Raw genomic sequence first — 14,487 nt, forward strand, 5'->3', positions numbered from 1 at the left:
ATGGCTCACATTCGCCACCGGCTCTACGGACAAACAGCCATGCCGGTTAACTAACCCGCCCTAAAGAAATTTACGTGTTTTGGCGAAGGAACTACCCTTCGGACTATCAGTAGACCAATCAACACAAGATGGGCTGATTCCGATCACAGAGCGGGTCCGATCTTAACCAGCCCGGCAACAGGAAAACCGTCTGAACCAGCCAGGGGGCACCCGTGTCAGGACTGGTTCAGACGGTTTTAATTTATCTAAATTAACAGCAACCTCGCCTTCCTCACACCCTCAACTTCTGCACGTTTTTGTAACTGATGGCAATAGATTCTAAGGGCGGGAGTTTGCAGACGTCCTGCTCCACAAAATAGTGGGTCATACCCGCCGTTTTCTTAGCGTCGAAGATGCGCTGGAAATTGATGGAGCCGGTCCCGACGGGTGCGAACGCGCGTTCGGGAGTTTTTTCCATGTCTTTCACGTGCCAGAGCGGGAACCGGCCCGGATGTTTTTTGAATAGCGCAACCGGGTCCTGATTGGCGAAGGTAGCCCAGTATAAATCGAGTTCGAGTTTCACCAGATTCTTATCAGTTCCGCTCAGGAGCACGTCGTAAGGTACTTTGCCATCCATTTCTTTAAACTCAAAATCGTGGTTGTGGTAGGCAAACTGAATACCAGCGGCTTTGCATACCTCCGCCGATTTATTGAACAGATCGACAAACTGTTTATAGTCGTCAAGTTTGGTCCGTTCGTTAGGAAACAGGTACGCGCAAATCATGTATTTCTGCCCAATGGCAGCCGCATCGTCAACCGCTCGTTTCCAGTCGTTGGTGAGCGTACCTTTCTGATTGGGCATCGTTTTGCCGGTCGTATAGTGGCCACTGGGGGCCGACAGACCCAGATTCTTCAGTAAGGCAGCAAACTCCTTAGGCGTTTTGCCAAAGAATTTACCATCGGCATACCCATACGATTCCACTTCTTTGTAGCCAATTTCGGCTACCCGTTTCAGCGTACCGTCGGGGTCTTTCGCCATCAGGTCGCGCAGGGTGTATAGTTGCAGGCCAACCTTTTTGGGGGAAGCCGCAAAGGCATCGAGTTGAGGCACTACAGCCGCTGATGCTGCCAGTGCGCTCAGTTTAAGAAACTCCTGGCGGGTTATTTTGGGGGGCTGGTTCATACGTTCATAGAGTTGGTTAATCGACAACGGGAGAAATACCCGCGCCTTTGTTGAGTTTAAAGGTAGGTATGAATAGAGTTTACTGGTTCGCCGGCTGTCTCACCGATAGTTGCCGTCATCTTTATGCGCCTACCCGACTATCCACCGGAGCGTTTCGGCATTGCGTACTGCATTGCCCCCCCCGTCATTATTGAAATACACGTACACGTCTTTCCCCGATCCCGCCCATTCCCGAATGCGGTCGGCCCACCACTGTAAATCTGACTCGGAATAGGACCCTCCGTACAGGTATTGCGTATCAGGTCCGTGCAGGCGCACATACACGAAGGGAGCCGTCGCCCGCAGGATACAGGGCAGGTGGGCGCCACTCATAATGCAATAAGCGGCCTGGTGGTACTCCAGCAGGCCGAAAACAGCTTCGTTATGCCAGCCTGGGTGCCGAAATTCAACGGCCACGCGCATCCAGTGGGGAACCTGGTCAAGAAAATAGGCCAGCCGGTCATAGTCGCAGGCGTGGTTGGGCGATAACTGCACCAACAACACCGCCCGCTTCTCCCGCAACTCGTGCCAGCAAGCGTTGATTCGTTCCATCCAGGTTTCGGGGGCGTAGAGCTTTTTAGCGTGGGTCAGCCCTCTGGGCGCTTTCACGGTCAACTGAAAACCATCCGGCAAGCGTCGTCGCCAACTGGCAAAGGTGGGTTGTTTCGGCCAGCGGTAGAAACTACTGTTCAGTTCGACGGTCTGAAAACGCTGCACGTAATAGCCCAGCCGGTCATGAACAGGTGTGCCATGTGGGTACATAACCCCCTGCCAATGGTCGTAACTCCAGCCCGACGTGCCAATGTGAATGCTCATGTAGAAATGAGTAAAGCTATTTTTAGCAAACTGTTCAAAACAGGTTAGGTTTATTATCTCCTGCAACTCACCAAAAATTACGGACTGGCCAGCCATAAAAAAGCCCAACAACGCTCATAACACATTGTTGGGCTATCACTGGAGCGATGGCACTAACTGACACTTACTTCCACAGCATCTTCAAAAACGCCCTTCCAGACAACAGCCGCCAGGATACCACCGATGACCGGGGCAATCATAAACAACCATAACTGCTGCAACGCTTTACCACCCGCAAAAATGGCCGGGCCAAAGCTGCGTGCCGGATTGACAGACGTGCCAGTAATCGGTATGGCAACCAAATGAATCAGCACCAGTGTTAAACCGATAGCCAGACCCGCCATGGTACTGTTGCCCCACTTAGCGGTCGTTTTGAAGATGATCAGGATAAACAAAAACGTCAGCACAACTTCGGTAACAAAGGCGGATGTCGTACTATACGCGCCTAAGTAACCCGGTCCCCAGCCGTTGGACCCCAGCGCCCATTCGGCCATCATAAAACCGGGAGCGCCACTCTGAATGACATACAACACCCCGGCGGCCAGTGTGGCCCCAACAAACTGCGCGATAATGTACCCGATGGCTTCGCCTGTTTTGATTTTACCCGCTATCAGCATCGCAAGAGTGATGGCCGGGTTAATGTGGCAGCCCGAAATAGGCCCGATGGCATAGGCCATAACGACGACAGCCAGCCCAAAGGCAAACGAAATGCCCAGCAACCCAATACCGGCCGGGCCAGTCGACGTAATACCGGATATACCAGCGGCCCCGCAGCCAAAAAGCACTAAAGAGAAGGTGCCAATTAACTCAGCTAAGTTCTTTTTCATAGAGAAATTCAGTCCTGTGACGGGCCGTGTTAGATTATTTTGCCCGTTAAGACGAAAATCGACAACGAAGTAACAGCACCCCTCCCCCCGGCCCTTCGCCCTGAGGGCGGTCCGCCGTTGCGGGAGGGGCCGGGGGTGAGGGTTAGTCCAGAACTGGCAACAAAATACGCCCGGCCATTCATCCAGGTGAACGACCGGGCGTACTGCTGAAAACTATTCGTTATAGTAACCCCTTCTTCATCGCCTTCACGGCATAGTCTGCCGAGCGGGCAGTCATGGCCATGTACGTTAGCGATGGGTTCTGGGTGGAGGTGGAGGTCATGCAGGCGCCGTCGGTCACGAATACGTTCTTCACCGCGTGAACCTGATTCCACTTATTCAGGATGGACGTTTTCGGATCTTTTCCCATCCGGGCGCCACCCATCTCGTGAATGTCGAGGCCGGGGTTGCGGTTATCGTCGCGAAGGCGAATGTTCGTAAATCCGGCTTCAGTAAACATCTCGGTCATCTGCTCCTGATAATCCTTCACCATTTTGTCGTCGTTGTCGTCGTAGGCGATGGAGATTTTCAGTTGCGGAATGCCAAACGGGTCTTTCAGGGACGGGTCGAGGGCGACGTAGTTGGTTTCTTTCGGAATGGTTTCGCCCATCATGTGCGAGCCAACGTACCAGCCGCCAAGTTTTGGGTTAAGCAGATTCTCCTTCAAATCGGCGCCAATGCCGCTCTGATCCGAGCGCGAGCTTCGTCCTGCCGAGAAACCGGCCGCGTAGCCCCGCAAAAAGCCCATCTCCTGCTTCAGCACGTTGCGGAAACGCGGAATATAGGGGCTGTTGGGCCGCCGGCCGTCGGTCGTTGACTCCAGGTTGCCGTCATATTGACCCGAAACGCCCGCCCGGTAGTTATGGAACGCGGCATATTTACCCAGCACGCCACTGTCGTTCCCCAATCCATTTGGGAACCGGTTCGAGGTCGAGTTTAACAGGACTAAATTTGAGTTCAGCGCGGCTGCGTTCAGGAAAATAATGCGGGCGTAGAATTCCTGCATCTGCTTTGTGTTGGTATCGATCACCCGAACCCCTGTTGCTTTGCCGGACGCGACCCCGGCCTTCTTCTCGTCGTAAATAATGGAATGCACGACCGAGTTTGGCCGCAGGGTCATTCTGCCGGTTTTGGCTGCCCAGGGTATTGTGGAGGCATTGCTGCTGAAATACGCTCCAAACGGGCAGCCCCGTTCGCAGATGGTGCGGTGCTGACACTGCGCCCGGCCCTGCTGAAAATGAATCGGCTGGGGCTGGGTCAGGTGAGCCGCCCGACCCATAATGACAGGCCGGTCTTTGTACTTAGCCGCCATTTTCTGCTGAAAATGTTTTTCCACGCAGTTCCACTCGTGCGGGGGCAGAAATTCGCCATCGGGCAGGGTGGGTATGCCATCTTTATTTCCCGAAATACCCACAAACCGTTCCACATAGCTGTACCAGGGCGCAAGGTCGGCGTAGCGAATGGGCCAGTCGACAGCGAAGCCATCGCGGGCGGGTCCGTCAAAATCAAAGTCGCTCCACCGCTGGGTCTGCCGCGCCCACAGCAGCGATTTTCCGCCTACCTGATAGCCCCGAATCCAGTCGAAGGGCTTATCCTGCACGTAGGGATGCTCGGCATCTTTAACAAAAAAATGTTCGGTGCCCTCATAAAACGCATAGCACTTGCTCACAATCGGGTTGGCTTCGCGCACGTCCCGTTTGAGTTGATTACGGTGTTCAAACTCCCAGGGCTGCAGGTTGCCCGTTGGGTAATCGGTTACGTGGCGAACATCCCGGCCCCGCTCCAGCACGAGGGTGCGAAGGCCCTTGCCGGTCAGTTCTTTAGCCGCCCAGCCCCCGCTGATGCCCGAGCCAATCACGATGGCATCGTATGTATTCAACGCCTGAGCGTGTATGTTTAAGTAGGCCATTTTTAGTAGTTTGTCGTTTCAAGTTTCAGCCGGACCGTCGAAGCGGTTAGACGCCAGCCAACATTAAAGTTTATTTTGGCTGACTAACAGGTTTCTCGTTAACCGGCACGCAGCCGTGGTAGCGACCCGGAATAAATTCGTAATGGGTCAGATTCGTCATAACGTACTCTGAACTCATGTACCCCCGAATGGTCAGGTTTTTCACCAGCGCATAAAAGTCCTTGTGCGTAGTGTCCTGCGCGAGTTGAGTTAGCAGGGCAGTGCGCTGAGCCGCATCGCCCTGAACAAACGGTTTACCAAACGCCGTCTGGGCCAGGCCATCCAGTGCATTCAACCCATTTCGGAGCGTATCCTGCGCGTTGAGTTCATAGCAATCGGTCACCATTTTCTGGATGAACTGGTGAATATTCAGGGCTTTAGCACCCGGCGTATCCGTAGCCGGGATAAGGGTCTCGACCATCTCGGCCAGCACATCGGCCTGGCTCTGGACGAGCAGTTGGCCAGTCGAACGAACCGACTCACTTGTCCAGCCATTCGCCCAGGCGGGCAGGCTGATTAGCCCGCCAACGGCCCCGGCCAGTGTTACTAAGGCTTTACGTCTTTCCACAGAATTTATGGTTTAGAGTGTTTATCGTGTATGGTATATTTGGGGCAGCATACACCATACACCATGAATTATTCTTTCTAACAAAAATACAACTTATTACTGAACCCTGTTTTTAGGGAATACCCTACTTTGTGTCCTATTTCCGCTTGAACTTTGCTACATAGCAGCTTCCAACCGGCATCTTTTGGTTACTGAACATTCGTGAACAACTGCGCCAGGCTGCTAAGATCGAGCCGATTCAGGAAAAAATCGGGCAGGGTCAGAAAGGGCAGGAGCCTAAAAACCCGCCAGCCGAAAACGTGCAGCCGCCCCTGATACCGGTCAAAATAGTTCATAGTAAGCAACATACGAACGTTCTGCATTACCCCAACAAAGCGCCGATACATACGCGTGTTCCGGCGATGAACGAAGCCCGGAACAGTCCCCGTCGCGTCGGCCACAGAAGCTGTCGACACAATCATTCGGCACGTCGGCCCATGGGTATAACCAGCAAATAAATTCACCACAGAATGAAACGTTTTGCCTGGTTTACGCGTAATTATATAGTAGAGTAAGTTAATAGATTATTTAACTAACACGAAGAACAACCACGTTATGAATACGTACAAACGCAAATTAGCGTCGCAGTTAAGTGTAAACGGATGGCTGATGCACTGGCTCCTGCTGACGGTAGTTGTCGGCTTTGCCTCCGGATGCAAACAGGAGTCGGACACGGTTGCGCCACAAACCGGCACGTCGTCGACAACCGACAACCAGACCGTCAATGACTGGATTTTGAGCAACATGCAGGAGCTATATTACTGGAACGATAAGCTTCCGGCCAATCCCGATAAAACGCTGACTCCCGATGCTTTTTTCGACTCCATCCTGAATAAGTACAACGCGGCTACTAACCCAACCGGCGACCGTTTTTCCTGGATTGAGGAAAGCGCCGAGGAACTACAGGCCAGTTTAAGCGGCCAAAGTACCACCACCGGTATGGAGTACGACCTGTTTCTACGCGCGACGGGTTCTGATGGGGTGATTGCTCAGGTATTGTATGTACTGCCCAACTCTCCGGCGCAGAAAGCGGGGCTGAAGCGGGGCGACATCATCTCTAAAGTGAACGGGCAGTTGCTAACCCGGACGAACTACGCCAACCTGCTGTTCTCAGGAACCACATTTACGTTTGGGTTGGCAACGTCTAATGGGCAAACGCTGGTCGATACCGATCAAAGCCGCACCGTTACGTCCACTGTTTTTCAGGAAAATCCTATTTTCTTAGATTCAGTTTATACCATTGGCAGCAAAAAAGTTGGGTATTTTGTCTATAACCAGTTTGTGCCGGAGGCCAATGGCAGCAATGCTGGTGAATATGACGCCCAGATGGATGCCGTTTTCAGCGATTTTAAAGCCAAAGGGGTGAATGAGCTGGTGCTGGATTTACGCTATAATCCCGGCGGCTACACCTCATCGTCGGCAAATCTGGCCAGTTTGATTGGCAAAGGTGTTAATTCCAGTAAGTTGTACTTCCGTGAAGAATGGAATGCGACCATCACGCCCGAGTTGCAGAAAGAATATGGCAGCAGTTTCTTCGTGCAGAATTTCCTGACCAAAGCGCAGAACATCGGCACCAGCCTCTCGCGGGTGTTCGTGCTCACAACAGACCATACAGCATCGGCCAGTGAACTGATCATCAACGGATTACGTCCTTATATGACCGTAACGACCATTGGCACGACGACGTATGGCAAAAATGTGGGTTCCATTACCATCTCCGACGAAACGGGCAAGATTAAATGGGGATTGCAACCCATTGTCTTTAAGTCTTTTAACAGTGCCGGGCAGTCTGATTACGCAACCGGATTCGCACCGAACGTAGAGGTGGAAGAGCCGTTGAACCTGCTCCCCTTAGGCGATACCAACGAAGCCATGCTCAGTGCTGCCCTCCGGCAGATTTCGGGGAGTGCAGCCCCTGCCCGTCAGGGTACGGTGGTTCCCAATACGCTTTCGTCGCTGGGTTCGTCCATTCAGCGAAAAGCCGGGAGTCATTCGATGATTCGGGCACTCAAGACCATAAAACTCTAATCGGTACGTTCAATACCTATAGCCTGTCAAGTGCGTCATGTAGCATTGCTGCATGACGCACTTGCTTGAATAGAACCCTGAAAGGCGTCTTAGTACCAAACAATTAAGAATTTTTATGAACCCGTTGGGTGCCAAGTAGCCCCCCTTTACCGTAATTTTGCAGGGCGCAGGCTGATACATGACCCAATCGCTGTTTGTCATGGCTATGCTAACGATAGCTGCCACCTTCGGCTGATCACATGGACAGTCGGGTTGGGGCATCAAACCGTCGTTCTTAACTCAAATTCGTCTACCTTTACGTTTTAGTTCGCTCGTTTACGCTCTTTTTTCATGATTCATTTACCATTTCAATTTCTTACGGCCCGGCGTTCAGCATCCGTATCCTCCGAAGTCGCTCACTCCACCAAGAAGACAACACGCGTCAATTTGATCCTGGGCCTGCTGTGTGTGGGCTGGGCTGGCGCACTCATTGGCTGCAAAAGCACCGAAACGGTCTCTACTTTAGGCGACTGGGACTTAAAATCTGAACTGGAAGGCCCCGCTCGTTTTGCCGCGTCGGGTTTCGTCATTGGCAACATTGCGTACATGGGCACAGGCGCCAACGCCAGCAATGAACGCCTGAAAGATTTCTGGGCCTATGACCCTGCCCGGAATGCCTGGACCCAAAAAGCTGACTTTGGCGGTGCCGCCCGGTATGCCGCTGTTGGTTTCACCGCTGGCAGTAAAGGGTACATTGGCACAGGCCTTAACGTGAACAGCGACCGGCTGAAGGATTTCTGGGGCTATGACCCGGCCACCAACACCTGGAAACAGGTAGCCGACTTTGCGGGTACTGCCCGTGAGCGGGCTATCGCGTTTGGTATTGGCACGAAGGGCTACGTCACCACCGGCTTCGACGGAAACTACCTGAAAGACATGTGGGCGTTCGATCCGGCAACAAATGCCTGGGCGAAGGTCGCCAGCTATGGCGGTTCCAAACGGGTTGGCGCTATTGCCCTGGTGATCGATAACAAAGCGTATGTTGGCACGGGGAATAATAACGGAACTCCGCAGAAAGACTGGTACGTGTATGATCCGGCGCAGGATTTGTGGACCCAGAAAGCCGACTTCCTGAGCGACCAGGCCATTGCCCGCAGCTACGGCATTGGCTTTGCTATCGGCGGAAAAGGGTATGTTACCCTGGGTGATAACGCAACAAGCTCACCCGTCTGGCAATATGATCCCGCTGCCGATACCTGGACAACACTGGGCACTTTTGAAGGCGCTAACCGGACCTATGCGGTTGGGTTTGCCATCGGCAATAAAGGCTACATAACAACGGGAAGCAACGGGTCGAGCCGCTTCGATGACCTCTGGGATTTTGATCCGGCAACTGCTCAGGTAACTGAATAATGCCCGTCGTTACACCCAATACAGATCCCAAATCCCGCACACGGCTCGTTCGGCTGGGACTGCTGCTGCTGCTGGCTGGCCTGGCGGTTGCAACGGTCTATGAGGTGTATGACCAGCAAAGGCCAGCGTACCAGGTTCATGTTTTTGAAACACCGGGGGGCTGGGGCTACGATATTCTGACTAACGACAAACCATTCATCCATCAGCCAACAATACCGGGGCAATCCGGTATCGTTGGTTTTGCCAGCCCTGAGCAGGCCCGTCGGGTGGGCGAACGGGTGGTTGAGAAAATACAGCACACGCAGGCATTGCCGACGCTGACCAACGATGAACTACGCCAGTTGGGCGTAAAAATTCCCTGAATTCTTTGCTTATGCGTATTCTCTGGTACGCCGGTTTGCTGTGGCTGACCGGTATCGTGCTACTTGCTTGTCAATCGGGCGACCTTACGGTGGGGCAGTCAGTTATTAACCCGCAGGAATTGCAGGTGCAATCGATTGACTCGATAACGGTTCAGGCCTCTACGGTGTTGAAACCGGATTCGTTCGTAACCTCCGGCGATCCCGACCTGCTGGTTGGCCGCTGGACCGACGCGCAAACCGGACAGCTCACCGCCCGGACGTTTGTCTCACTGGACTACCCAGGCAACTCGCTGGCTACCCAGACCAATGTCCGGTTAGATTCACTGGTGCTGGAACTGAACTATTCATTTGCCTACGGTGATACGACCTCGCTGTTCGACCTGAGCGTTCATACCCTGACAAAGCCATTAGTCGGGCAAACCTATTATAATACCAACTCCGTCGACTACGAGAGCAAGCCGCTGGGTCAAAAAACGGTTGTTCCCCAGCCCTTTAGCCGTACCCGGCAAGTGCGGTTTCGGCTGTCCGACGCGCTGACCCAGGCATTTTATGCGAAGATTCTGAATGGTGAAATCAACGACTTCACAACACTCTCCGATTTCCTGCCGGGCTTTGCGCTTGTCGGTAACTCACGGACCAACACGTTTATCGGCTTTTCGACAGCCACCAGCGGTTTACGGCTGTACTACCACTCAACCGATATTGATCAGGCGGCCACAACGCTGTTGTTTCCTCTTGGCGCGCAGCAGAGTCGTTTCTCAACTAATTTTACCCAACTGCAAAACGACCGGACGGGCACAGTGCTGAGTGCGCTCAAAAATCGGTCGGACGCGGTGAGCAGCCGGCTGACCAACAACATGACGTTTGTGGTGCCGGGCGGCCAACTGCAAACCCGTATCGAGTTCCCCTACCTGTCTAACTTCACCCGTCCCGAACGGTTTGCCGACATCAACAAGGCACTGCTGGTGGTTAGTCCGATTCGGCAGGATTCGCGGGATAATACATTCCCGCCCTCTCAACTGGCCTTGTTTGTGACCAACAGCCAAAATGAAATCCTGCCTATTTCGATTCCGGGGGGCGAAACGGGCGCATTGGCGGCTGTTGCCAGCTACAACCAACGGTACATTTCGGGTGGTAACCCAAACGACCCAGGGCCACTAACTCTGACGGATGCCTATGTTTTCGACCTGACCTACTACATTGGTCAGATTATTAAGCAGAAAACCCAGAACCAGCCGCTGCTGTTATCCGTCCTGACACCGGAGCAGGCTCAGCAACTCATGCAATCCATTACCCTTCGTAACCGGATTCAGCGCGTAACCCTCGGCAGTCAGCAACGCCCCAACGACCAGTTGCAGCTCAAACTGTTTATCACCTCAGGAACGTAGCAGCGTTTAACGCAACGGATCGATTTTCATGGTGACCGGTAACTGCAGTTACCGGTCATTTTTTTGTGTAAAACTGGTACTAATTAACCAGTTAATAGAACTGATAAATAAAGCATAGAGTCATAAAGCGGCACAATACATCGTTTACGCTACACCGGCAGTGGGAAGCCAGGCAGGACGATTACCAGGCCCTGCTGGCTACCGATCTGGGTGACCTGTACCGGTCGGCGGTAGCCGATTACCTGCATTACCGGCTCCGGCGGTTTATCTGGGCCTACTGCGACGATGACGACCTGAGTAACGAAGAACTCCTGGAAGGAATGCACCAGGGCATCCGGGTCGAAATTGGTAGCCCGTCGTGCCCTGACCGAACCGCTGTCCCGCCCCTACTCCACTTGCTGGCTATTGAGGATCAGACCTTTACGGGTGTTGGCGCAGCCTGTTCGGCGTTGTCGGAATGCGGCTTCTTTTTCGCCCATCCAAAAAGCCGGCATTATCCCCTGGGGCCGGTTATGAACCAAACTCCTCCTTCGGTATGACATCGGCACGCATTCGGCTGGGTTTTCGGCAGGTGATCGACGCGGGCAACGCCCAAACCAGCTTCGAGCGGGACGTCTTCGCCGATTCGTTTAACGAGTTCCGGCTGCAAATCCAGACCTATAATCCCGACAATCAATTTACAACCTGGCAACAGGTTCGGGAGGCTGTTCCGCAATCGAACCCCACATTGCCCGTTAACGTTGGCTTTGCGGTTGGTTTATATGTTCGCGAACTGAACGGACAGATGCCCGGCCTGACTGATACGTTTGGCCAGCCCGTCGCCTTTACTGAACACCGGTTCGACCTGCTCGACTCCGATATCACTGACCGGACGAAGCACCGCGTTGCCCTCACTTACCTCACCGACACGCTGACCCTGGTGGGCACCGTTGGCAGTTATTTATTGCTGGCCTTCCCCAGTCAGCCGGAAACAACGGATAGTCAGCCGCCTGTCCTGGAAACGTTTGTGATTGAGATGCAGCCTAATCTGAGCATAGTCTCGTATTTACCTGGCACACGGATCGGCCCACCACCGACTAACACCTGAAAATACGTCGGCTGACTGCCGCGTTTCGCAGGAAATTGCCGTATTGATTACTATATGAACCTCCGTCTTTGCGGCCAACCTAACTGCACTCTGCTAACTCGGACGGCACTATCTATGGTTCGGCCATACAGTACCCAAAGGGGTGAAATTCGACTATCGCATAAGTAACTATAATTTATTTATAGAATACATTTGCGAATTAGTTAGCAATAAAAGTTATCTTCGTAATAAAGTAGAACTGCCATGTAGTAACCCTTCTCACGTTACGTAACGTTCATAGTCAGTTATGCGCCTTTTTACGTGTCAGCACATACGGATTCTATTGGGATTTCTCCTGCTGGGGCTGCCTTTGCTTACACGGGCAACTCACCACGTAGGTGGTCAGCTGGAGATGCGGGCGGTTGGCGACAGACCCGGTCATTATAAAATTATCGTTACCAATTACTTAGAGAGCGGCCCCCGCGCCGATCAGCAGGGGGGTGGGAACCTGGGTATCTTCCGCAAGCGCGACAACGTGCAGATGTTAACCTTCAGTGTGCGGGAATCCGGTCAGCGAAAACCCGTCATCTACGCCAATGAATTCTGCGCTGAACAGCGAAATCTGCGGTTTATTGTTGTCACTTTCGAGGCTGATGTTCAGCTCGATCCCAGCCGATACTCCGACGACCAGGGCTATTACATTTCGTATCAGAACCGGAACCGAAACGGTGGCATCAATAACATCAGCAATCCGCTCCAGACGGGCTACACGTTTTATCTTGAATTTCCGGCCCTGCTGAAAAACAATTTGCTGTTCGAGAACTCATCCCCCCGGTTCGGCACCATCAACGGCGAATACATTTGCATTGGTGAACCCTTTACGTTTCCGTTTGGCGGCACCGACCCCGACGGCGACGAACTGCGGTATTCGATGATAAATCCCCTGAATCAGAAAGGAACGGGAAATGGCAACACGTCGTCAGTTTTGCCTGCTCCCTACCCCGACGTGAACTGGTTGCCTGGCTTCAGCGCTGCCAATGCCATTCCCGGCACGCCCTCGCTGAGTGTAAACGCCCAAACCGGCGAGTTGGCCGTAACGGCCACCCAGTTGGGGTTATTTGTCTTCGCGGTGAACGTCGAGGAGTTTCGCAACGGGGTGAAAATTGGCGAAGTACGCCGGGATTTTCAGTTCCTGGTAATCGATTGCCCGCCCCAAACCACCCCCGACCCGGCAACCCAGATCAAAAACAAGCCGATGGCCCGAAATACGACCATTTGCCAGGGCGATTCGGCCATTCTTTTAGCCACCGCCAACCCCAACTGGAATTACCAATGGCAGCGCGATGGGGTGAACCTGACGGGCGCTACCGGCTCGTCGATGGCCGTGCGCGAATCGGGCCTCTACACGGTGGTTGTCTCGAGCAAAGCGGTTTGCAGTAAAGTTGGCAATTCGGAAGGATTGGTTATCAACGTTTTGGGCAGCAAAGCGAAACTGTCGGCCACGGGCCATTTATGTGCCACAACGGGTGCTGTTACCTTAAAAACAACGACCGACCCCGACGTTACCGTTCAATGGTACCGGAACAGTCAGCCGCTGGCGGGCCAAACCTCCGACTCGATACGAGCTACCGAGGCCGGTAAATACTGGTCGGTAATGACCTATACCAACGTCGGCTGCACGGCCCGGAGCGACACGGCGACCCTCGACCGCTCTCTGGCCGTGCAGCCCCTGATTCAATCCACGACGGGCTTCAACCGGATATGCCCGCAGGATTCGCTGGGATTAGAAGCTACTGGCGGCATTCGGTATACCTGGCAACGCGATGGCGCATCGGTTTCGGGGCTTAGCAATGACACCCGGTACCGGGCTGCAGCAGCGGGCACCTATGTCGTTACGGCGATTGATGTGTATGGATGTGAGGGAACATCGCCCCCAATAAGGGTCACGCAATTAGCGCCGGTGGTTGTCACGTTCGATTCCATTCCGGGCGTGTGTGGCCCCGATGTGCCGGTGCATACGCTCACGGGTAGCCCACCAGGGGGAGACTATGCCGGAACAGGTGTCACCGGAAACGAATTTAGCGCCAAACAGGCGGGTATTGGCAACCACCAACTGACCTATACCGTTAAGGCAGCCCCCGAATGTGCAGGCACGGCAGCCACCCGCACCGCCGTTGTGGCGCCCATTCCAACCATCGGGATGCCCGCGTCAATGACAACTTACCGGGGCAACACATTTACGATGAATCCGGTTTATACCGGCAACCCGAACCAGTTTCAGTGGACATCCGGCACGTATTTAGACGATGCCTATGCCGCCAACCCCTCGGTGATGGCAATTGGTCAGGACATTCGATATATCCTCAACGCGCAGAACAGCACCGGCTGTGCAGCGAGAGACACCATCGACATCACGGTGTATGCCGGTGTTTGGGTGCCCAACGCATTTACACCGAATGGGGATGGCCAAAACGATACCTGGGAATTGTTCGGCATCGAAGCGTTTCCCGATGCGATTGTGACGGTCTTTAATCGCTGGGGAGAAGTTATTTTCCACTCCGAAAAAGGGTATCCAAATCCGTTCGATGGCACGCTGAACGGGGTTTCTCTGCCAATGGGCCTTTACCCCTATGTCCTGCGAACGGTACCCGAAAAACCCATTATTCGGGGCAGTCTGGTGCTGATTCGCTAAGGATACGCTTAAAGCAGGCAATCCCGGCTATACTCGAACCGTTCGAGTACAGCCGGGATTGCCTGTGTATTTCTGAAGCTGG

At 53.5% G+C, this 14,487-nt stretch carries 14 protein-coding genes; 8 read left to right on the forward strand and 6 right to left on the reverse strand.

What is annotated here, in order from left to right; all coding sequences use genetic code 11:
• Positions 1-271: 271 nt before the first annotated feature.
• The 3 genes from ACYVI1_RS09975 to aqpZ form a co-directional block, all read right to left on the reverse strand.
• Entirely contained in the window at positions 272-1,162 is an 891-nt protein-coding gene (locus ACYVI1_RS09975) for a sugar phosphate isomerase/epimerase family protein (RefSeq protein ID WP_460909426.1), read from the reverse strand.
• Between the two features lie 129 nt (positions 1,163-1,291).
• Positions 1,292-2,017 carry a DUF72 domain-containing protein gene (locus ACYVI1_RS09980; protein WP_460909428.1) on the reverse strand — a complete coding sequence of 242 codons (726 nt, stop codon included), beginning with the start codon at positions 2,015-2,017 and terminating at the stop codon, positions 1,292-1,294.
• Between the two features lie 152 nt (positions 2,018-2,169).
• Entirely contained in the window at positions 2,170-2,883 is a 714-nt protein-coding gene (aqpZ, locus tag ACYVI1_RS09985) for an aquaporin Z (protein WP_460909430.1), read from the reverse strand.
• Positions 2,884-2,922: 39 nt separating this feature from the next.
• Between aqpZ and ACYVI1_RS09990 the strand changes: the two genes are divergently transcribed.
• Positions 2,923-3,093, forward strand: coding sequence for a hypothetical protein (locus ACYVI1_RS09990; protein ID WP_460909432.1), 171 nt, complete (start codon positions 2,923-2,925; stop codon positions 3,091-3,093).
• Between the two features lie 10 nt (positions 3,094-3,103).
• Here the strand turns inward: ACYVI1_RS09990 and ACYVI1_RS09995 are convergent, their stop codons facing one another.
• The 3 genes from ACYVI1_RS09995 to ACYVI1_RS10005 all read right to left on the reverse strand — a co-directional run bounded on the left by ACYVI1_RS09995 (position 3,104) and on the right by ACYVI1_RS10005 (position 5,944).
• Positions 3,104-4,831: an FAD-dependent oxidoreductase gene (locus tag ACYVI1_RS09995; protein ID WP_460909434.1), complete on the reverse strand. Its 1,728-nt coding sequence runs from the start codon at positions 4,829-4,831 to the stop codon at positions 3,104-3,106.
• Between the two features lie 70 nt (positions 4,832-4,901).
• Complete coding sequence (locus ACYVI1_RS10000) at positions 4,902-5,411, reverse strand: gluconate 2-dehydrogenase subunit 3 family protein (protein WP_460909498.1); 510 nt, start codon at positions 5,409-5,411, stop codon at positions 4,902-4,904.
• 215 nt (positions 5,412-5,626) lie between these two features.
• Entirely contained in the window at positions 5,627-5,944 is a 318-nt protein-coding gene (locus tag ACYVI1_RS10005) for a hypothetical protein (protein WP_460909436.1), read from the reverse strand.
• 142 nt (positions 5,945-6,086) lie between these two features.
• Here ACYVI1_RS10005 and ACYVI1_RS10010 point away from each other — a divergent pair, with 142 nt between their 5' ends.
• From ACYVI1_RS10010 to ACYVI1_RS10040, 7 genes are all read left to right on the forward strand, one after another.
• On the forward strand, positions 6,087-7,505 hold the full coding sequence (locus tag ACYVI1_RS10010) for a S41 family peptidase (RefSeq protein WP_460909500.1): 1,419 nt from the start codon (positions 6,087-6,089) through the stop codon (positions 7,503-7,505).
• Positions 7,506-7,835: 330 nt separating this feature from the next.
• On the forward strand, positions 7,836-8,897 hold the full coding sequence (locus tag ACYVI1_RS10015; RefSeq protein ID WP_460909438.1) for a Kelch repeat-containing protein: 1,062 nt from the start codon (positions 7,836-7,838) through the stop codon (positions 8,895-8,897).
• On the forward strand, positions 8,897-9,259 hold the full coding sequence (locus ACYVI1_RS10020; protein WP_460909440.1) for a DUF4907 domain-containing protein: 363 nt from the start codon (positions 8,897-8,899) through the stop codon (positions 9,257-9,259). Before ACYVI1_RS10015 ends, ACYVI1_RS10020 begins: the two co-directional genes overlap by 1 nt.
• An 11-nt stretch (positions 9,260-9,270) precedes the next feature.
• Positions 9,271-10,647: a DUF4270 family protein gene (locus ACYVI1_RS10025; RefSeq protein ID WP_460909442.1), complete on the forward strand. Its 1,377-nt coding sequence runs from the start codon at positions 9,271-9,273 to the stop codon at positions 10,645-10,647.
• A gap of 122 nt (positions 10,648-10,769) precedes the next feature.
• A complete protein-coding gene (locus ACYVI1_RS10030) occupies positions 10,770-11,186 on the forward strand; it encodes a vitamin B12 dependent-methionine synthase activation domain-containing protein (protein ID WP_460909503.1) in 417 nt (138 codons plus the stop codon).
• Positions 11,183-11,734: a hypothetical protein gene (locus ACYVI1_RS10035; RefSeq protein ID WP_460909444.1), complete on the forward strand. Its 552-nt coding sequence runs from the start codon at positions 11,183-11,185 to the stop codon at positions 11,732-11,734. Before ACYVI1_RS10030 ends, ACYVI1_RS10035 begins: the two co-directional genes overlap by 4 nt.
• Positions 11,735-12,020: 286 nt before the next feature.
• A complete protein-coding gene (locus ACYVI1_RS10040; RefSeq protein ID WP_460909446.1) occupies positions 12,021-14,405 on the forward strand; it encodes a gliding motility-associated C-terminal domain-containing protein in 2,385 nt (794 codons plus the stop codon).
• Positions 14,406-14,487: the final 82 nt, after the last annotated feature.

Source organism: Spirosoma areae, assembly GCF_054781775.1.

Bases quoted from the DNA above. Each gene is read 5' to 3' on its own strand.
- ACYVI1_RS10025 (WP_460909442.1), top strand. From the start codon at position 9,271: ATGCGTATTCTCTGGTACGCCGGTTTGCTGTGGCTGACCGGTATCGTG.
- aqpZ (WP_460909430.1), bottom strand. From the start codon at position 2,883: ATGAAAAAGAACTTAGCTGAGTTAATTGGCACCTTCTCTTTAGTGCTT.
- ACYVI1_RS10010 (WP_460909500.1), top strand. From the start codon at position 6,087: ATGCACTGGCTCCTGCTGACGGTAGTTGTCGGCTTTGCCTCCGGATGC.
- ACYVI1_RS09980 (WP_460909428.1), bottom strand. From the start codon at position 2,017: ATGAGCATTCACATTGGCACGTCGGGCTGGAGTTACGACCATTGGCAG.
- ACYVI1_RS09995 (WP_460909434.1), bottom strand. From the start codon at position 4,831: ATGGCCTACTTAAACATACACGCTCAGGCGTTGAATACATACGATGCC.
- ACYVI1_RS10040 (WP_460909446.1), top strand. From the start codon at position 12,021: ATGCGCCTTTTTACGTGTCAGCACATACGGATTCTATTGGGATTTCTC.
- ACYVI1_RS10020 (WP_460909440.1), top strand. From the start codon at position 8,897: ATGCCCGTCGTTACACCCAATACAGATCCCAAATCCCGCACACGGCTC.
- ACYVI1_RS10035 (WP_460909444.1), top strand. From the start codon at position 11,183: ATGACATCGGCACGCATTCGGCTGGGTTTTCGGCAGGTGATCGACGCG.
- ACYVI1_RS09975 (WP_460909426.1), bottom strand. From the start codon at position 1,162: ATGAACCAGCCCCCCAAAATAACCCGCCAGGAGTTTCTTAAACTGAGC.
- ACYVI1_RS10015 (WP_460909438.1), top strand. From the start codon at position 7,836: ATGATTCATTTACCATTTCAATTTCTTACGGCCCGGCGTTCAGCATCC.